Origin of the sequence: Lacrimispora sp. 210928-DFI.3.58, assembly GCF_020554865.1 — a bacterium.
Classification (GTDB): domain Bacteria; phylum Bacillota; class Clostridia; order Lachnospirales; family Lachnospiraceae; genus Enterocloster.
In genome coordinates, this window is record NZ_JAJCIC010000008.1 from 89,217 (window position 1) to 108,203 (window position 18,987).

An 18,987-nucleotide genomic window follows, 5' to 3' on the forward strand; every position below is an offset into this window, starting at 1 on the left:
TGCCGGAGCGAAGCTGCATAAAGAAAAGAAATCAAAGGAGATATTTCACATGAAGATTGTAGTGTTAGACGGATATACAGAAAATCCCGGAGATCTGAGCTGGGAGGGCCTGGAACAGCTGGGCGATGTGACCATATATGACAGGACCTCCTATGCAGATGCTCCGGTCATTGCCGAGAGAATTGGAGATGCGGAAATTATTGTGATCAATAAGACTCCGATCACAAAGGAAACCATGGATAAGTGCCCGAACCTGAAGCTGATCGCTGTCCTGGCTACCGGCTACAATGTAGTGGATTATCAATATGCAGGAGAAAAAGGGATCCCGGTGGTGAATGTTCCTACATACGGAACCCAGATCGTAGGACAGTATGCGGTAGGGCTTTTGATGGAGATCTGCTCCCATTACGGACACCATGACCAGACAGTCAAGGAAGGAAAATGGGAAAATAATGTTGACTGGTGCTATTGGGATTATCCTATGATCGAGCTCTATGGGAAGACTGCCGGTATCATCGGCCTGGGACGCATCGGCCAGGCAACAGCCAGGATCCTGAATGCAATGGACATGAAGGTACTGGCCTATGACTCCTTCCCCAGTGAAGCCGGAAAGAAGCTGGCCGAGTACGTAGATCTGGATACCCTCCTTGCAAGGTCAGATGTGATCTTCCTGCACTGCCCCTTATTCCCGGATACCCAGGGCATTATCAATAAGGAAAATATTTCCAAAATGAAGGACGGCGTGATCATCATCAACAATAGCCGGGGACAGCTGGTGGTGGAGCAGGACTTAGCAGACGCATTAAACAGCGGCAAGGTATATGCAGCAGGCCTTGACGTGGTTTCCACAGAGCCGGTGAAGGGCGATAATCCGCTGTTAAAAGCGAAAAACTGCTTTATTACCCCTCATATCTCCTGGGCAGCCCGCGATTCCCGGCAGAGGATCATGGATATCACGGTGAGCAATATCAAAGCATTCATAGATGGGAAGCCTGTAAATGTGGTAAACTGATATAGCAATTACTTGATCAGCATGAGCAGCGTTCCAACTACTATTAAGAGGAGCCCCAGGGCTCCTCTTTTTGACAGGCGCTCATGGAAGACCATGCGGGAAAAGCCAATCGTAACAAGGATGCTGAGCTTGTCAATAGGTGCCACGGCGTTAACGGGCCCCTCTTTAAGGGCCTTGTAATAGCAGAGCCAGGAGGCCCCGGTCGCAATGCCGGACAGGAGGATAAAGTACAGCTCCCTTTTGGGCAGGCCGCGTACAAGGCGCTGCTTCCCCTTAAGAAGCACCAAAAGCCATGCCATGATCAGGACAACGCAGGTGCGAAGCGCCGTCCCCAGGTTGGATTCCACCTCTGTTATCCCGATTTTCCCAAAGATGGAGGTAAGGCTGGCAAAGAGAGCTGAAAGCAACGCATAGATCAGCCAGGCGATACCATCTGTCTTTTCCGTATCCTCCCTTTTCTGTATCATAAGCAGCGTTCCTGCGGCAATCCCCAGAAGACCGGCAGCCTTCCATAAGCTGACTGCTTCTCCCAGAAAGAAAAAAGCAAAGAGGATCGTCAATATAATGCTGAGCTTATCAATGGGCACTACTTTATTGATATTGCCCAGCTGGAGGGCCTTAAAATAACAGAGCCAGGAAGCACCCGTAGCCATACCCGAAAGCACCAGAAATCCCCAGGTCTTAAAGCCAATACTCCCAATAGAACCTGCTGAGCCGGCCACTGCAACCATCAGCCATGAAAACAAAAGCACGACAATTGTACGAATGGCCGTAGCAACATCGGAGTCTGTCTTTTTGATGCCGCATTTTGCAAGTATGGCAGTGATACCTGCAAAGAATGCGGAGCCTGCAGCAAAAAGTATCCACATGAGTTGTCAGTCCCTTCTGAAAATGTCATTTATGGAGTATATTATACTCTTGCTGACAGAAAAGCCAAAGTACATTTTGACAGCCCGCCCCATTAATAGTATGATGGAACTATCTTATGTTAAGCGGGGTGGGAACATGTTCAGTTATGAGGTTTTAAATTCTTTGAACGATCTGGAAATGCTGGTGTATAACTATGTGCTGGAGCACAAGGAAGAGATCAAGTATATGACGATCCGGGAGCTGGCGGAGGGGGTCCATGTTTCTACCTCCACCATTGTCCGTTTCTGTAAAAAGCTGGGATGTGAAGGATATTCCGAGTTTAAGGTCAAGTTCAAAATGTACCTGAAGGAGGAGAAAAAGAAGCAGCCTGAGACCGATTTAAATGAGATCAGGAACTTCTTTGAGACCTTCCGCACAACCCAGTATCAGGAGTCCATGGAGGCAGTTGCCGGGGAGCTGAAAAAGGCGGAGCATCTGATCTTTTTAGGCATTGGCACCTCCGGTATTCTTGGAAAATATGGGGCGAGGTATTTTTCCAATCTGGGTAAATACAGCCAGTATATAGAGGACCCTTATTACCCGATTGTCGGCGATATGGGAAAAACGGCAGTGATCGCCCTTTCGGTATCAGGGGAGACAGAGCAGGTCATTATGATGGCAGGAAGGTTTAAGGAGCATAAATGCAGGCTCATAAGCATTACCAATAAAGGGGCCTCCACCCTGGGAAAAATGTCGGATCATAACCTGAACTATTATGTATCAGAGCGTATGGTGGAGGATGAATATAATATTACGACCCAGGTTCCGGTGGTGTTTCTTTTAGAAAGCCTGGGAAAGAGGCTGTCATAGCTGCAGAGCGTGCAGGACGGGAAAGGTCAGTGGGATTGGGCGCAAAATAACGGTATTCAGGGTGTTTCTGATGAAACATCCTGTTTTTTCTTTGTAACATGTTTTTTCTGCCCTCACCCGTTCCTAAAAGGGCTCAGACCCTATGATTTTTTCTGTAATTATTTATAATAAATATCAAAAGCATCCGGGGCTTAATGGAAAAATTGGAGGGTTAAAAAAGATGGCAATTGACTATCAAAAGACAGCGAAAGAGCTGGTAAAGGAGCTGGGCGGTGATGAGAATATCACCAATGTGACTCACTGCGCCACAAGACTGCGTTTTATCTTAAAGGATGAAGCCATTGTCAATAAAGACAAGGTGGCAAAGATTCCCGGTGTTATCACTACAGTACAGGCCGGAGGCCAGTTCCAGGTGGTGATCGGAAACCATGTAAAGGATGCGTACGGATATGTAACAGAGCTTGTCCATGTAAGCGGGGATGCCCAGGGCAGCTCAGACAGGAAGGTAGGGGTGTTCAGCCGTATCATTGACATTATCTCCAGCATTTTTGCCCCCTTCCTCTATACCCTGGCTGCCTGTGGTATCCTTCAGGGAATCCTGGGTGTTTTGGTGGCCCTGAATGCCATTGACACAGCAGGCGGTACCTACAGGATCCTGAATTTTATTTCCTGGACAGCATTTACATACCTGCCGGTAATGATCGCTGTGACCGCATCAAAGAAGTTCAATGTGAACACCTATGTGGCTCTGGTGATCGCCTGCGCCCTGGTATGCCCTGACTACATGAGCATGGTGAGCAGCGGCGAGGCCATTGCTTTCCTGGGGATCCCGGTGCAGCTTTTAAGCTATACATCCTCTGTTATCCCCATTATCCTTGCAATATGGATCGCCTCCTATGTGCAGAGGTTTTTTGATAAATATCTGCCCATCGTTGTGCGCAACCTGTTTTCACCCATGTTTACCATTGTCATCATGGTACCCCTTACCCTGCTGGCATTTGGCCCGGTGGGAAATACCATCGGCAATGCCATCGGAGGCATCTACAATTACCTGTACGGCTTAAGCCCCATTGTGGCTGGTATCATCGTTGGCGGCTTCTGGGAGGTGCTGGTCATCTTCGGCGTACACTGGGGAATTACCCCGGTTACTGTGGGCAACTATGCGAACCTGGGATATGATACCTTCACAGGTCTTCAGGCATCTGCCGTATTTGCACAGGCCGGTGCAGCCCTGGGCGTATTCTTTAAGACAAAGGACAAGGATATGAAGGGAGTTTCCCTTTCCGCTGCCATCACAGGCTTCTTCGGCATCACCGAGCCTGCCATCTACGGCGTGAATCTGCGCCTGAAAAAGCCTATGATCTGCGGCTGTATTGCAGGTGCTGTGGGCGGTGCCATCGGCGGCGCGTTCAATGCGGTTTCCTGGGGCTACAATATGCCGGGCATTGCCACTCTTCCGGCTTACTTTAAGAGCGGCCATATGAATCAGTTTATTGGATATCTGATCTCTATTGCAGTTGCCTTTGTGCTGGGCATTATCCTTACCTTTGTAGTTGGATTTGCAGAGGACACAGAGCCGGAGAAAGAAGAAACAACGGATGCACAGAAGGAATCACAGGCTGCCAGCGCCGGGGATAACGAAGGAATCGTAAGGACCGTAGAGTTTGGAAGCCCTGTGGCAGGTGATGTGATCCCTGTTACGGAGGTAAAGGACGCTGTGTTTGCATCGGAGATGATGGGAAAGGGCGTAGGCATCATCCCGGCAGAGGGAAAGGTATATGCTCCCTGTGACGGTACAGCCGAGGCCGTGTTCCCCACCGGCCATGCTGTTGGCTTAAAATGCAGCAATGGGCTGGAGCTGCTTATCCATATCGGAATTGATACAGTGAAGCTGGAGGGCAGAGGCTTTAAAGCCCATGTAAACCAGGGAGACCATGTGAAGAAGGGAGATCTTCTTGTAGAATTTGACAGAGAGCTTGTGAAAGAAAACGGATATGATCCAACCGTCATCTTCATTGTAACTGCCATGGATCAGATTCAGGATATGGAAAAGAGGACAGGTCAGAACGTGAAGCAGCTGGATACTGTTATGACTGTGACATGCAGGGAGGAATAGAACATGCAGACATTGCCGGATACATTTCTTTGGGGAGGCGCGGTGGCGGCCCATCAGGTGGAGGGCGGCTGGAATGAGGGCGGAAAGGGCGTCAGCATTGTGGATGTGCTGACAGGCGGAGCCCACGGAGTAGACCGCGTCATTACAGACGGCGTAAAGCCGGGCTGCTATTACCCGAACCATGAGGCCGTTGACTTTTACCACCGCTATAAGGAGGATGTGAAGCTGTTTGCCGAGATGGGCTTTAAATGCTTCCGGACCTCCATTGCCTGGACCCGCATTTTCCCGAAGGGAGATGAGGCAGAGCCCAATGAGGAGGGCCTGAAATTCTACGACGACCTGTTTGATGAGCTTCACAGGTACGGTATTGAGCCTGTTGTCACCCTGTCCCACTTTGAGATGCCCTACTATCTGGTGAAGGAGTACGGCGGCTGGAAGAACAGGAAGGTCATTGATTTCTTTGTGAGATATGCCCTTACGGTGATGGAGCGCTATAAGGATAAGGTGACCTACTGGATGACCTTTAATGAGATCAACAACCAGAAAAACTATCGGTATCCCCTTTTTGGATATACTTGTTCAGGGGTCATTTTCCAGGAAGAGAAAAATCCGGAGGAGTGCATGTACCAGGTTGTCCACCACGAGCTGGTGGCAAGCGCCCTGGTGGTGAAAAAGGGCCATGAGATCAATCCTGACTTTCAGATCGGATGCATGGTGGCCTGTGTGCCTCTCTATCCCTATTCCTGCAAGCCGGAGGATATGCTCTACTCTGTCCTGGCCATGCATGACCGGTATCTGTTCGGAGATGTGCATGTTCGGGGAGAATATCCCTCCTATATTCTGAGGGAATGGGAGCGGAAGGACTTCCGCATCGCCATGAGGCCGGAGGATAAGGACATCCTGAAGGAGGGCACCGTAGACTTCGTAGGCTTCAGCTACTATATGACGAATGCGGTAAAGGCAGACAATACAGAAGAAGGAAACGGCCTGGACGGATTTCCGGGCAGCGTGCCGAATCCCTATGTCAGGAGAAGCGACTGGGGCTGGCAGATCGACCCCACCGGTCTGCGCTACGCCTTAAACCTTCTCTATGAGCGCTACCAGAAGCCTCTTTTCATTGTGGAAAATGGCTTCGGAGCGGTGGACGTCCTGACACCGGAGGGAACCATTGAGGATGATTACCGCATAGAATACCTGAAAGCCCATATCGAAGCCATGAAGCAGGCTGTGACCGAGGACGGAGTGGACCTGATGGGCTACACGCCCTGGGGCTGCATTGACTGTGTTTCCTTTACCACAGGAGAGATGAAGAAACGCTATGGATTCATCTACGTGGACAAGGACAATGAAGGAAATGGCACCCTGGAGCGCAGGCGCAAAAAGTCCTTTTACTGGTATCAAAGGGTAATAAAGAGCAACGGAGAGGAGCTTTAGTATCACTTGATAAAATCCGCCTCCGGCAGTGTTTCGGTATGCATGGCAGATAATGAAGAGCCGTAACCAGCAGGAAGCTGGCTGCGGCCCTTGTTTTTGTGCATGGTATTGCCTTAAAGGGAATACCTTAGTAAAAAGCAGGTTGTCAGGGAGCAACTATCTGTTATGAAGCTTCTCATGTTCCTGTCAGAGGCAATGGTTCCTCTGGTGATCTTTTATATTACGGGCTTTGGCCTTTTGTCCGGCAGGCCGGTGCTGGATGATTTTATCGAGGGAGCAAAGGAGGGGATGAAGACCGTGGCAGGGATCCTTCCCACCCTGGTGGGCCTTATGGTGTCGGTGGGGATCCTCAGGGCTTCCGGTTTTTTGGGCTTTCTGGGGGAAATGCTGGCAATGCCGGCAGCTCTTCTGCATATTGCCCCCCAGCTTGTGCCGGTGGTCCTGGTGCGCCTGGTGTCCAATTCTGCGGCTACGGGGCTTGTGCTGGATATCTTTAAGGAGTATGGGACAGATTCCCAGGTGGGGCTGGCGGCCTCCATCCTCATGAGCAGTACGGAGACCGTGCTCTACTGTATGAGCGTGTATTTTGGCTCTGTGGGGATCACAAAGACAAGGTATACTCTGGCCGGAGGGCTCCTTGCAACGGCAGCAGGAGTGGCAGCCAGCATTTTCTTTGCAGGAATGATCGGATAAATCAGGTAAATCAGAAAAACAGGCAAAAAACATTGCAAACAAAGGCGTTATTGACTATAATAGCCGTAGAAAAAGGGAATCCGCTGTATGTGTGCCCTGTATAACCAACAGGTGCATCATGTGCAGCGGGTTTGTGTTGTAAAAGATCCGGTTGTGCAAAAAGGCACAAAGGCCATGAGAAAAGAGGACATATATGGAACAGTACCAAAAACTGCGAAAGGAATACCCGCGTTTCTTTTACAGAGGATATGAGATAGAGGAAAATGCTTCTGAATGTAAATTCACCTTCCATTTTGAGATAGAAGGCCTTGCCGCCTTTGCACCTGAGTGGAGGTTCCCGAAGAAGAAGGAAGACAGCTGTCAGTGGAGCAGCAGGGAAGAGATGAGGAAAATGGTATTTTCCTTAGGAATGGTGGAGCTGGTAAGCTACTGGAAGATCACCTGCTCCCCGGAAGTGGTGATAGAAGCCGGGACTCTGGATAAGGAGCAGATCGCCTGGTGGAAGGACCTTTATTTTAACGGATTAGGCGAGTTTTTTTATGTGAACCACATTGAGGAGGCGGACGCGGAGGATTTCATGGAGATCATCTGCAGAGGAAAGGCTTACGATACAGCTGATACCGTTAATGCCGCAGCCCGCTTTTCAAAGGATACACTTCTTTCAGAGGCCGGGAATGGCGTCCTTGTCCCCATCGGCGGAGGCAAGGATTCCGCTGTGACCCTGGAGCTTCTGCGCAGTGCGGGAGTGCCGCTGTTTGCCTACATCATCAACCCCAGAGGGGCTACCATCCATACGACAGAGGCAGCGGGGCTGGATGAGGAGCATGTGATCTGCGTAAAGCGCACATTGGATAAAAATATGCTGGAGCTCAATAAGCAGGGGTATTTAAACGGACATACGCCTTTTTCCGCCCTGGTAGCCTTTTCGAGCATCATTGCGGCTTACATGCAGGGCCTTTCCTATATTGCCCTGTCAAATGAATCCAGCGCCAATGAGAGTACGGTCCAGGGGACCACGGTGAACCACCAGTATTCTAAGAGCTTTAAATTTGAGGAGGATTTTCACCGCTACCAGATGGCATATCTGCCGGAGAGCGCCTACTATTTCAGTATGCTCAGGCCCTTAAGCGAATTTCAGATCGCCAGATATTTTGCAAAGCAGAAGCAGTACCATGCCATTTTCCGAAGCTGCAATGCAGGCAGCAAGACGGACAGCTGGTGCGGCCATTGCCCCAAGTGCCTGTTCGTGTACCTGATCCTGTCGCCATTCCTGTCCAGGCAGGAGCTGAAGGACATCTTCGGCAGGGATATGCTGGAGGATACCTCCATGCAGGAGACCTTAGAGCAGCTCATCGGGCTTCAGGAGGAAAAGCCCTTTGAATGTGTGGGCAGCAGGGATGAGATCAACACGGCCATAGTTATGACCATCGATAAGCTCACCGGGGCAGGAGAGGAGCTTCCGGCTCTTCTTTCCTACTATAAGGAAGCAGGCAGGTATGATGCCTGCAAGCCTGCCGGGGACAGGTTTTCCGCCTATTTTGATGAGAACAACCTGGTTCCGGCAGAGTGGGAGATGCTGGTGCGGGAAAAATGCGCTGTTTCAGGCGGGCGCATTTGGCATACCTGAATATATGCCGCCTGAAGGCGGCAGGACTTTCACAGCAAGGCTAAAGGAGAAAGAAACGTGATCGAGAAGATAGAGCCCTGGATCAAGGGCAAGCGTGTGCTGCTGTTAGGTTTTGGACGGGAAGGACAGTCCACCTTTCATCTGTTAAAGAAGCTGGGAGGCTATGAAAAGCTGGATATCGCAGACATTTCATCCCCGGGAAAGCTGCCGGATGAGGAAACATTGTGGATATCCGGTCCGGATTATCAGAAATGTCTGGATAACTATGACGTAGTGTTCAAAAGTCCGGGGATCGTGCTGGAGCGCCCGGCAGAGGAGTACCGCTGCAGGATCCTATCCCAGACAGAGGTATTTTTCCACTGCTTTCGGGACCAGATCATAGGGATCACCGGGACAAAGGGAAAGAGTACGATCACTACGCTGCTGTATCATCTTTTGAAGTCAGCGGGTATGGATACCCTTCTGGCTGGGAATATCGGGATCCCGGCCTTTGACCACATAGAGGAGGTGGGGCCGGACACAAGGATCGTGTTTGAGCTGTCCTGCCACCAGCTGGAATATATGACAGTTTCCCCCCATATCGGGATCCTGGTAAATATCCATGAGGAGCATCTGGATCACTATGGGACCATGGAAAAATATGTGGAGGCAAAGCACCATATATTTACAAATCAGAAGGAATCCGACATCCTGATCTGCAATGTGCAGTGCCTTCCGAAGGAGGGAACCTGTTCCTCCAGGCTGATAGAGGCGGCTGTGAGGGAGCAGAAGGAAGAGGAATATGGGGAGAGAGCCGGTGGAAGCCTGAGGGCTGCAGCCAGCTCAAAGACAGAGGAAGGCTTTGGAAATACAGGCGGCTCAGCTGCAGCAAAAAACCGAGAGGCATTTTCCGGCATGGAGGTCATCCAGTCCGGCACAGAGACCGTCATTGCCTTTGAGGGAAGGCGTTATAGCATCCCGGTGAACGAGATCAAGCTTTTAGGCCAGCACAATTATTTTGATATCGGCATTGCCTATGTGGTGTGCAGCCTTTTGGGAATGGAGGATGAGGTATTCACACAGGGCCTTAAGACCTATGAGCCCCTGCCTCACAGGCTCCAGCTTTTGGGAGTAAAGGACGGCATCCGTTACTATGACGACTCTATTTCCACCATCTGTGATACAACCATCCAGGCGCTTAGGACGCTGACAGATACAGATACTGTTCTGATCGGCGGAATGGACCGGGGGATCGATTACGGAGAGCTGATCGGATTTTTATCCCAGTGCCCGGTTCCTCATATTATCCTTATGGAAGCCACAGGGAAGAGGATCTATGAGGAGATCAGGAACAACTATCCGGATTTTGGGAAGCCGTCCCGTCTGGTATTGGCAGAGCATCTGGAGGATGCAGTCAGGCTGGGGCAGCAGCTTACCCGCCCCGGACACAGCCTGGTGCTCTCCCCTGCAGCAGCCAGCTACGGGATATTCAAAAATTTTGAAGAGCGGGGCAAGGTTTTTGCCCGCCTGGTATTTGGCTGAAGACACAAAAAAATCACAGGCTTTTAAGAATTTTATAAGGATTTTGGGGCTTGTGCGAACAATTAAAATACTGTACAATCAGTAAGAAGCTTTTAAAAGTAAAATGAAAGGGAAAAATGTGGGAACTTACGAAACGCTGAACGAAGTCCTGGTAAAGTTGTTCCGTGATATCAATGATCTGGAACAGAAGGCGATCATCAACCAGGAGTTCGGAAACCTTACCAATAACGATATGCATGTGATCGAAGCAATCGGTATTGGAACGCCGAAGAACATGTCATCCATCGCCAAGGAATTGTCTGTTACTGTGGGGACGCTGACGATCTCCATGAACAGTCTGGTGAAAAAGGGATATGTGGTACGCCAGCGCGGAAGTGAGGACCGGAGAGTGGTCTATATCTCCCTTTCAGAACAAGGAAGAAAAGCTTATGAACACCACAAGAAATTCCATGAGCAGATGATAAACGGCGTGGTGGAGGAATTGACAAAAGAAGAACTGGAGGCCCTTGTAAAGGCGCTGAAAAAGCTGAATTCCTGGTTTAGAAGTTTTGAAGAGCACTAAAGGAGGCATTTTCAATTATGAAGAAATGGTTAATAGGCGTTATGGCAGCTATGATGGCAATATCACTGGCAGCTTGTACGCCGACAACAGAAAAACAGAAAAATGAGACAGCCGCAGCTGCAAAGGCGGAGGCACCGGAGATTCCCCAGAGCACAGGCGGAGCAAGCGATAAAGTCCCGGATCCCAATGTAATGCCGGTAGCCATCATTTCCATCTATCACAAGGGAAATGGAGACAGTCTTGTACAGGAAATGGATTCTCTGGACACAGAAGGCCTTGACGCCCAGCTGCTTGTGAGCAGGATGATGGAGTACGGCATATTCACAGACGGAACCATGGTCAACAGCTTTTCCATTGAAGGCGAGGAGGAGGCCTCCAAGGGAACCCTGGATCTAAACCAGGCAGAAAACGCCGAGGGCGTTTCCGATACCATGTTCCTGGTAGAGATCGGCAATACCTTCATTGAAAACTTTGAGCTGGCAGGGCTCACAGTTACGGTAAATGGTGAGGTTCTTCCGGGAGCAGAGGATCTCAGTTATGTGGTGGATTATGAGATGGTAGAATAGAAATTATAACAGTCTATGTAAAGGAAGATAGCAGAGTATGTGCAGAGCATACTCTGTTATTTTTTTGAAAAAACACATGAGATATCTATCGAAATCTTATAAAGAGAGGGGGTTTTTAGAAATTGATAAATTAAAAACAAAAAACTCTAAAAATTTGCATTTTTAAAAGAAAAATATTGACAAATTGTACAGGCGTATGATACATTACAAATGTAAGCGGTTTCACATAATATTGTAACCGGTTTCAATTATAAATACAGTTATAAAGCGAAAAGGAGGAACAGATGAAGAAAAAAGATCCAATCATAATGGAGGTAATTAATAACCGCCTTCAGTCCATTGCGAATGAGATGGAAGATTCCCTTTTAAAAATGGCATTTTCCGTTATTGTAAAAGAAATGAAGGACGCTTCAACAGCTATTTTTGATGCAAAGGGCAGAACCATTGCACAGTCAGATGCCATGCCATGTCAATTAGGCTTCCTCTCTTCTTCTGTTCCCGCTATTTTAAAGGTTTTTCCTGTTTCAGAGGCAAAGGAGGGAGATGTCTACCTGCAGAATGACCCCTTTAACGGCGGTTCTCATATACCGGACGTGACTGTGCTGATGCCGATATTTTATGAGGGCGAGGTGATTGCCTTTGCAGCCAGCATGGTACATTTGGCTGATACAGGAGGCATTACCCCCGGAGTTTCTACAGCAGCCACATCTATGTTCCAGGAGGGCTTATGCCTGCCGCCGCTTAAGTTTTATGACGGAGGAGTGCCGGTCCGCGATATCCACGAGATCATCAAGCAGAATGTACGTATTCCGGATGAAGTAATGGGAGACCTCCATGCACAGGTTGCCTGCGGAAAGGTGGGAATTGAGCGAATCACGGCTCTCTGTGATGAATATGGTAAAGAGGTATTCCTTGATACCATAGAAGGACTTTTGGATCACGCAGAGGCCTTGACGAGGAAAGCCCTGGAGGAGATACCGGATGGAGTTTATACATTTACAGGGTACATTGATAATGACGGAGTGGAGTTTGATAAGCAGATAACCCTTCAATTAGCTGTTACGCTGAAGGGGTCAGATATTCTGTTTGATTTTACGGGGAGCAGCCCCCAGACAAAGGGCCCTATCAACTGTGTGAGAGCATGTACCTTAAGTACAGTTGAATATGCGGTGAAGGTAATCACAGGAGGAGAGGCAATTCCCACAAATGACGGCTGTTTCCGGATGATAAGATGCATCATGCCGGAGGGAAGCATTGTCAATGCTGTGAAGCCGGCTCCCACAGGCGCGCGGGGATTGACTGTACAGTTATTATCCAGCACTTGTCTGGGCGCATTGGCAAAGGCAAAGCCTGAGATGGTAAATGCCTGCTCCGGTGCATATGCGCCCCTGCTGTACATAGGAGGATACGATCCTGGCAGCAAGAAATCCTTTGTCTCCAATGACAACGGTATGTGCGGCCTGGGAGCCAGACCTGGTAAGGACGGCATTGATGCCATATCAAGTGACAGCCAGAACGTTCTGGCGATTCCTGTGGAGGCCTTCGAGATGTCAGGTCCGTTGAGAGTAATGCACTATGGACTGGCAAATAATTCGGGAGGAGCAGGAAAATACCGCGGCGGCTTAGGATCCTCTAAGGTCATAAAGCTGCTGGATGGAGAGGTATCCTTTACCTTCCGCGGCGATGGATTTTTTGTACCACCATGGGGATTATTCGGAGGACATGCTGCGAAAGTGGGGACCGGATACATTAAAAGAAAGAACGGCGAGATCATTTCCATTCCGTCAAAGGGAGATTATGTGCTGTATGCAGGAGATGAGATCGGATATGAGAGTGCCGGTGGCGGAGGATATGGAGATCCTCTTGAGCGCTCCCCAGAGCTGGTTTTAAGGGATGTTCTGGATGAAAGGGTTACTTATGAATCAGCAGAACAGGAATATGGGGTATCGATCGACAGAAAGACGAATCTGGTGGATGAAGCAGTAACCATTGTGACAAGAGATGAGATGCGGATAAAGCGGGGAGCAATTACCTGGACCTACGACAGAGGCGTGCTCGGAAAAGAATAGAGGAACGGAGGAAAGGTGAGAATGAGCGTTCTTGTGGGAATTGATATAGGGGGGACTTTTACAGATATTGTGGCTTTAAGTGAAGAGACGGGGAAGCTGGCTGTCACGAAAGTGCCGTCCACTCCGGGAGCCTTTTCAGAAGGTTTTTTTGAAGGCTTGGATAAAATACTGAAAACCTGCCATGAAAGTCCTGGAGATGTAAAACGTCTGGTGCATGGAACTACCGTTGCGACAAATGCGATTCTGGAAAAAAAGGGAGCGAAAATCGGAATCCTTACCACAAAGGGCTTCCGGGATGTATTGATCATCGGCCGCGGTACCAGAAATGAGCTTTATAATGTTCATTTTGACTCTGAAACACCGGATTTTTTGTGCCCCCGTGAGCGGATCATGGAAATAAGAGAGCGTGTAGATGCAGAGGGCAATGTGATTGAACCGCTAAATGAGGAGGATGTAATAAAAGCGGCAGATTTTCTTATAAAGGAGAAAAAGGTGGAATCCATCGCTGTCTGCTACCTGTTTTCTTTTTTTAACAGGGAAAATGAGGAGCGGACAAGGGACATTATTAAAGAGAGATACCCGGATATCCGCGTTTCCATTTCCTCCCAGATAAATCCGCGTTTCCGTGAATATGAGCGAATAGTAGTAACCGCCTTTGACGCATATATAGGGCCGGTAATGGACCGTTATATCACGGAGCTGACCACTCATTTATCAGAGCTTGGAGTAAAAAATAATCTTCAGCTTATGCAGTCCCGCGGAGGCGTGACCAGCGCATCTATGTGCGCGGCAAGACCAGTGCTTACCCTGTTGTCAGGTCCTGCAGCTGGTGTGATCGGGGCAAAGCAGATCGCTCTTCAGACCGGGCGGAAGAATATTCTTACCCTGGATCTGGGAGGAACCAGCAATGACGTATCGGTGATCCTGGATGGGGAGACAAAGCTGTTTACAGATGGGAAGATCAGTACCTATCCCTGCAGGCAGGCAATGATGGATATCAGCACGATCGGAACAGGAGGCGGTAGTATTGCCTGGGTTGATGCAGGAGGCTGGCTTAGAGTGGGTCCCCAGAGCGCCGGCTCTTCTCCTGGCCCTGCCTGTTATGGAAAGGGAGGGACAGAGCCGACTTACACGGATGCCAGTCTGGTAATGGGATATTTAAGGCCGGATTATTTTGCCGGAGGAGAAGTGGCACTGGATCCGGAGCTTTCATGCCAGGCAATAGAGGAAAAAATAGCTGGTCCGCTTCATATGGATATCTACAGGGCGGCATCTGCAATCCATAAAATTATGCATAACCATATGGCAGACCAGGTTCGTCTGGTGACAGTGAAAAAAGGATACGATCCCCGCAATTTCTCAGTTGTTGCTTCGGGAGGTGCAGGCCCTATTGCTGCCTGCAGTCTGCTGCGGCTCTTAGATTTCAGGGAAGTGATCGTACCTCCCACACCAGGTGTGATGGCAGCTTTGGGGTTATTGTCTGCAGATATTGAGCATGAGGAAGTCGTTACATATTCCGCAAGGACAGACCGTGTAGATTATAAACATCTGAAGGAAGCTGTCAGGAACGGAGAGCGCCTTTGTGAAAAATCCAGAAGCAGCGTGGGTATTGCGAGAGAACATATGAATATCGTATATTCGGCAGAAATGCGGTATGTCGGCCAATCCTATGAGCTGGAGGTTCCATTTCCAGAGGCAGCAGGGGAGTTGGATGCAGGAGCGATGGAAATCCTGCAGGAGAGATTTCATCAAAAGCATGAACATGTTTATAAGCATGCATTTAGAAATCTTCCAATCGAATTTACAGCGATCCGCATTTTGTTTTCACAAAAGCCTATGCCTGTGCCGAAGACAGAGAAAATGAGAGAAGGGGAATGGGCTGTCCCGGTTGGAAAGAGGAATGCATATTTTGATGAGTGTCCAGGATGGACGGAATGCGACGTGTTTGACCGTTCTGAATTGGTAGCCTCACAGGTGATCATAGGTCCTGCGATCGTAGAACAGGCAGATACCACGACGCTGATCTATCCAGACCAGAAAGCGATCGTAGATAAATGGGGGAATCTGATAGTTACCATGATGAAGCTTTGATGAGGCGCTGTAAACGAGGAGTAAAACATGGAAGGACAAAAAGAAAGGCTTAGAGTTGAGCACATTTCCAAAACGTTTCCGGGAACAAAGGCTCTTACAGATGTTTCATTTTCCATTATGCCAGGAGAGGTACGCGCTCTTGTAGGAGAAAATGGGGCAGGAAAGTCTACCTTGATGAATATCATAGGGGGAGTTCTGGAATGTGATATGGGAGAGGGAGCCATATACATTGATGGAGAAAAAATGGAATTCCGCATACCAACAGATGCAATTAAAGCAGGAATTGGATTTGTCCATCAGGAGTTAAGTATGTTTACACATTTGTCTGTAGCATACAATATATTCGCCGACAGGCTTCCAATGACAAAATATGGGACCATCGATAAGAGAAAATTGAATGAAGATGCGAGGAATCTGCTTAAGAATTTTTCGCTGACAGTAGATCCGGAAACCAAGGTTGGGGATCTGACAATAGGAAGCCAGCAGATGATCGAGATCGTCCGTGCAATCTCCCAAAACGCAAAAATAATTATTTTTGATGAACCGACATCCTCTTTATCAGAAAATGAAGTAGATATGCTGTTTAAGATTATTGCCCAGTTAAAGGCGCAGCAGATCAGCATCATTTATATTACCCATAAAATGAGCGAGATCTTCCAAATCTGTGATTCCGTATCGATTTTGAGAGATGGACATATGATCACGACCTTCCAATCAAAGGACGTTACAATGGAAGAGATCGTCAACAACATGGTAGGAAGAGAGATATCTGCCTATTATCCTGAGAAGAGCAGCGGTGTAGAAGGCGAGCTGCTGCGGGTCAGTGATCTGAAGCTGGGAAGCCGTTCAAAGCCCATAAGCTTTACCTTATATAGAAAAGAAATTTTAGGCTTTTACGGCTTGATTGGCGCCGGGCGGAGTGAAGCGCTTAAAGCGTTATGCGGAATCGATCCTAGGAGCTCCTGCGATATCTGGCTGAACGGGAAGAAAATCGTAGTCAAGTCCTATCAGGATGCATTGAAATACGGAATCACATATTTGACAGAGGATAGAAAAAAGACAGGAATATTTCCGGGATTATCTGTGTGTAAAAATATGTATGTTTCAAATATGTGCAAAGAGAAGGGCTTTTGGTTAAATGCGGCAGATGAAGACAGCAAGGCCGTGGAAGCGGTAGCTGTCCATGGGATAAAAACCAGCAGCATTGATGCGGCGATCAGCAGTTTAAGTGGAGGAAACCAGCAGAAGGTTCTTGTTGCAAGGTGCATGCGCGTTGAGCCGAAGGTATTGATTTTGGACGAGCCCACAAGAGGTATTGATGTGAATGCAAAGGCTGAGATCCACAAAAAGGTCAGGGCTTTAGCAGAGCAGGGAATCGGTATTATTGTGGTTTCCTCTGAAATGCCGGAAATCATAGGGTTATGTGACCGTATCGTGATGATGAAGGACGGAGAACTTAGGGGGATCCTGTCAGGAGAGGAAATAGAGGAATATAATATCATCCAATATGCAACTGGTACAAATAAGATGCAATAGGAGATTGGCCAATGAGAATAAATAAGAATATCTTGAAAAAGCGAGAGGTTTTGGTTTTGGGTGTCATTGCTGTCATCATGATCGTAATGGGTATGACGACTCAGACATTCCTTACTGTGAATAATATGATGAGCGTTGCGATCGGACTGTGCGGAGACGGCTTTCTGGCCCTGGCCATGACGTTTATTCTGATATCAGGACAGATCGATCTGTCTGTGGGAGCAGTCCAATGCCTGGCATCTATGTTTATCGGGCAGATGTATATCTATTATGGGATGAATATCTGGCTTGCCACGCTGCTTGCCCTTCTTTTCAGCATGGTTTTGGGATGGATCACAGGCTCACTTGTGGCAAGACTGAACATTCTGCCGTTTATCATCACACTTGGTATGCAAGGTGTTGCCCGCGGATTGTGTTATGTTGTTTCCTCAGGAAATTCCATTCCCATAACAGGAGAAAGTGCTGCGGTCTTCCGGAAATTGGGTTCAGGCTATATTGGTAAGGTCCCCATATTCTTTATCCTGCTGATCATAGCTGCGATTATTTGCCAGTTCCTCTTGATGAAGACGAAATTTTTTGCAAAGGTGTATTTTGTCGGAAGTAATGCAAAAGCTGCAGAGCTGGCCGGCATTAAGGTAACGAACACAAAAATCGCATTATATGTGATTTCGGCTCTGCTGGCTGCAATAGCAGGTGTGCTTTCAACGGCGAGGTTTGGAGTTTCTACTCCTACCTTAGGCCTGCAGGCAGAGGGACGAGCCATCACAGCGGCTGTTATTGGTGGAACCAGTATGGCAGGAGGTGAAGGAAATATCATTGGTTCCATCCTGGGATTGATCATGATTCATTTATTTACGAATGCGCTGATCCAGCTGGGCGTTTCGGTGTATTGGCAGGATTTTGCCAGCAGTGCACTGTTGATCGTGGTTATTGTTTTCGATACAGTGAGCAAAAGAACAAAACGAAATTAAAGGAGGGTAATATGAAGAAGGTATTGAGTATTGTTATGGCGGTTGTATTAGGGTGTGTGAGTATCACTGGATGCAGTGCAAAAGCGAATGAGAGCGAAACAAGCAGCAGTACAGGCGCGGCAGCAGAGACAGCAGATAAAGAAGCAGTTGCGGGGGCTGCATTTGGAGGAGTTTCAAATCCTGGGGATCAGACCTATCTCTGGTGTTCCTACGAATCTACCGATGATTTTATGTTAATGGTCTATGAAGGATTTGAAGATTGTGGTAAAATGTTAGGTGTCAACACTGCTCATGTGGGATCCTCCCAGAATGACCTGACAGAATATATCAATACAGTAGAACGCGCGATTTCCATGGAACCTGACGGGATCGCAGTCCATGTATTTAATGCGGATGCTTATATTGATGTTATCAATAAGGCTGTGGATGGCGGTATCCCAGTCATTACAACAGGACCTGATTCACCGAACAGTAAGAGGATCTGTAATGTAGGCGTTGAGAATATCGAAGCGGGAGCATTTGGCGCAGAACGCTTGGGCGAAGCGATGAATGGAACCGGAAAGGTCCTGATACTGACGCGGGCCGGACAGAACAACAGTGAGCTTCGTGTTCAGGGATTTAAGGAAACGCTGGCTGAAAAATACCCAAGTATGGAAGTGGTGTCAGAGATCAGTGTAACAGCAGAAATTGCCGACCAGGCATCGAAAACAGCTGCAGCATTGACTGCAAATCCAGAGATTTCAGCAATCTTCTGTTCACTGGGAATACAGGCAGTTGGCGCTTCCCAGGGCTGCGACCAGGTGGGAAGATCCGATATTACGGTCTTTGGTTTTGATAGAAATCCGGCACAGCTTGAGCTGGTAAAGGAAGGCAAGGTAATGGGTTCTATAGCCCAGGGCTGCTACAATATGGGATGGTGGGCCTGCATGGGGCTTTATATTGAGCATAATAATCTGCTGGGAGACAGGAATTTCCCGACCTTTATCAGTGCAGGAGTTTCTTATATTGACCAGAGTAATGTAGACAAAGAAATTGAGGAGTCAAATGCCCGCATTGCGGCAGCAAAATAG

At 48.3% G+C, this 18,987-nt stretch carries 15 protein-coding genes; 14 read left to right on the forward strand and 1 reads right to left on the reverse strand.

Annotated features, from left to right (window positions below):
- Window positions 1–49: 49 nt before the first annotated feature.
- A complete protein-coding gene (locus tag LIZ87_RS07275) occupies window positions 50–1,012 on the forward strand; it encodes a D-2-hydroxyacid dehydrogenase (protein ID WP_227146050.1) in 963 nt (320 codons plus the stop codon).
- 8 nt (window positions 1,013–1,020) lie between these two features.
- Here the strand turns inward: LIZ87_RS07275 and LIZ87_RS07280 are convergent, their stop codons facing one another.
- On the reverse strand, window positions 1,021–1,881 hold the full coding sequence (locus LIZ87_RS07280; protein WP_178313871.1) for an EamA family transporter: 861 nt from the start codon (window positions 1,879–1,881) through the stop codon (window positions 1,021–1,023).
- A gap of 136 nt (window positions 1,882–2,017) precedes the next feature.
- Here LIZ87_RS07280 and LIZ87_RS07285 point away from each other — a divergent pair, with 136 nt between their 5' ends.
- The 13 genes from LIZ87_RS07285 to LIZ87_RS07345 all read left to right on the forward strand — a co-directional run bounded on the left by LIZ87_RS07285 (window position 2,018) and on the right by LIZ87_RS07345 (window position 18,987).
- Window positions 2,018–2,731: a MurR/RpiR family transcriptional regulator gene (locus LIZ87_RS07285; RefSeq protein WP_178313873.1), complete on the forward strand. Its 714-nt coding sequence runs from the start codon at window positions 2,018–2,020 to the stop codon at window positions 2,729–2,731.
- Window positions 2,732–2,951: 220 nt separating this feature from the next.
- On the forward strand, window positions 2,952–4,847 hold the full coding sequence (locus LIZ87_RS07290; RefSeq protein ID WP_178313875.1) for a beta-glucoside-specific PTS transporter subunit IIABC: 1,896 nt from the start codon (window positions 2,952–2,954) through the stop codon (window positions 4,845–4,847).
- Window positions 4,848–4,850: 3 nt separating this feature from the next.
- Window positions 4,851–6,281, forward strand: a complete 1,431-nt coding sequence (locus tag LIZ87_RS07295; protein WP_178313877.1) for a 6-phospho-beta-glucosidase — start codon at window positions 4,851–4,853, stop codon at window positions 6,279–6,281.
- A gap of 165 nt (window positions 6,282–6,446) precedes the next feature.
- Window positions 6,447–6,974, forward strand: a complete 528-nt coding sequence (locus tag LIZ87_RS07300) for a nucleoside recognition domain-containing protein (RefSeq protein ID WP_227146053.1) — start codon at window positions 6,447–6,449, stop codon at window positions 6,972–6,974.
- Window positions 6,975–7,167: 193 nt separating this feature from the next.
- Window positions 7,168–8,601, forward strand: coding sequence for a DUF6395 domain-containing protein (locus LIZ87_RS07305; RefSeq protein ID WP_178315724.1), 1,434 nt, complete (start codon window positions 7,168–7,170; stop codon window positions 8,599–8,601).
- Window positions 8,602–8,658: 57 nt separating this feature from the next.
- The gene (murD, locus tag LIZ87_RS07310) at window positions 8,659–10,122 is read left to right on the forward strand and encodes a UDP-N-acetylmuramoyl-L-alanine--D-glutamate ligase (RefSeq protein WP_178315727.1); all 1,464 of its coding nucleotides are present in this window, start codon (window positions 8,659–8,661) and stop codon (window positions 10,120–10,122) included.
- Window positions 10,123–10,225: 103 nt separating this feature from the next.
- On the forward strand, window positions 10,226–10,684 hold the full coding sequence (locus LIZ87_RS07315; protein WP_178315728.1) for a MarR family winged helix-turn-helix transcriptional regulator: 459 nt from the start codon (window positions 10,226–10,228) through the stop codon (window positions 10,682–10,684).
- Between the two features lie 17 nt (window positions 10,685–10,701).
- The gene (locus LIZ87_RS07320; RefSeq protein WP_178315730.1) at window positions 10,702–11,250 is read left to right on the forward strand and encodes a hypothetical protein; all 549 of its coding nucleotides are present in this window, start codon (window positions 10,702–10,704) and stop codon (window positions 11,248–11,250) included.
- Between the two features lie 284 nt (window positions 11,251–11,534).
- The gene (locus tag LIZ87_RS07325; protein ID WP_178315732.1) at window positions 11,535–13,319 is read left to right on the forward strand and encodes a hydantoinase B/oxoprolinase family protein; all 1,785 of its coding nucleotides are present in this window, start codon (window positions 11,535–11,537) and stop codon (window positions 13,317–13,319) included.
- 21 nt (window positions 13,320–13,340) lie between these two features.
- Window positions 13,341–15,410 (forward strand): hydantoinase/oxoprolinase family protein, encoded by a 2,070-nt coding sequence (locus LIZ87_RS07330; protein ID WP_178315734.1) that lies wholly within the window; start codon window positions 13,341–13,343, stop codon window positions 15,408–15,410.
- A gap of 27 nt (window positions 15,411–15,437) precedes the next feature.
- Window positions 15,438–16,946, forward strand: a complete 1,509-nt coding sequence (locus LIZ87_RS07335; protein WP_178315736.1) for a sugar ABC transporter ATP-binding protein — start codon at window positions 15,438–15,440, stop codon at window positions 16,944–16,946.
- An 11-nt stretch (window positions 16,947–16,957) separates the two neighbouring features.
- Window positions 16,958–17,917 (forward strand): ABC transporter permease, encoded by a 960-nt coding sequence (locus LIZ87_RS07340; protein WP_227146056.1) that lies wholly within the window; start codon window positions 16,958–16,960, stop codon window positions 17,915–17,917.
- A gap of 11 nt (window positions 17,918–17,928) precedes the next feature.
- Window positions 17,929–18,987, forward strand: coding sequence for a substrate-binding domain-containing protein (locus LIZ87_RS07345; RefSeq protein ID WP_178315740.1), 1,059 nt, complete (start codon window positions 17,929–17,931; stop codon window positions 18,985–18,987).

Excerpts from the sequence above, each read along its gene's own strand:
- LIZ87_RS07330 (WP_178315734.1), top strand. The coding sequence starts at position 13,341 with ATGAGCGTTCTTGTGGGAATTGATATAGGGGGGACTTTTACAGATATT.
- LIZ87_RS07345 (WP_178315740.1), top strand. The coding sequence starts at position 17,929 with ATGAAGAAGGTATTGAGTATTGTTATGGCGGTTGTATTAGGGTGTGTG.
- LIZ87_RS07315 (WP_178315728.1), top strand. The coding sequence starts at position 10,226 with ATGAAAGGGAAAAATGTGGGAACTTACGAAACGCTGAACGAAGTCCTG.
- LIZ87_RS07335 (WP_178315736.1), top strand. The coding sequence starts at position 15,438 with ATGGAAGGACAAAAAGAAAGGCTTAGAGTTGAGCACATTTCCAAAACG.
- LIZ87_RS07290 (WP_178313875.1), top strand. The coding sequence starts at position 2,952 with ATGGCAATTGACTATCAAAAGACAGCGAAAGAGCTGGTAAAGGAGCTG.
- LIZ87_RS07285 (WP_178313873.1), top strand. The coding sequence starts at position 2,018 with ATGTTCAGTTATGAGGTTTTAAATTCTTTGAACGATCTGGAAATGCTG.
- LIZ87_RS07320 (WP_178315730.1), top strand. The coding sequence starts at position 10,702 with ATGAAGAAATGGTTAATAGGCGTTATGGCAGCTATGATGGCAATATCA.
- LIZ87_RS07280 (WP_178313871.1), bottom strand. The coding sequence starts at position 1,881 with ATGTGGATACTTTTTGCTGCAGGCTCCGCATTCTTTGCAGGTATCACT.
- LIZ87_RS07340 (WP_227146056.1), top strand. The coding sequence starts at position 16,958 with ATGAGAATAAATAAGAATATCTTGAAAAAGCGAGAGGTTTTGGTTTTG.
- LIZ87_RS07300 (WP_227146053.1), top strand. The coding sequence starts at position 6,447 with ATGAAGCTTCTCATGTTCCTGTCAGAGGCAATGGTTCCTCTGGTGATC.
- LIZ87_RS07305 (WP_178315724.1), top strand. The coding sequence starts at position 7,168 with ATGGAACAGTACCAAAAACTGCGAAAGGAATACCCGCGTTTCTTTTAC.
- LIZ87_RS07295 (WP_178313877.1), top strand. The coding sequence starts at position 4,851 with ATGCAGACATTGCCGGATACATTTCTTTGGGGAGGCGCGGTGGCGGCC.
- LIZ87_RS07275 (WP_227146050.1), top strand. The coding sequence starts at position 50 with ATGAAGATTGTAGTGTTAGACGGATATACAGAAAATCCCGGAGATCTG.
- LIZ87_RS07325 (WP_178315732.1), top strand. The coding sequence starts at position 11,535 with ATGAAGAAAAAAGATCCAATCATAATGGAGGTAATTAATAACCGCCTT.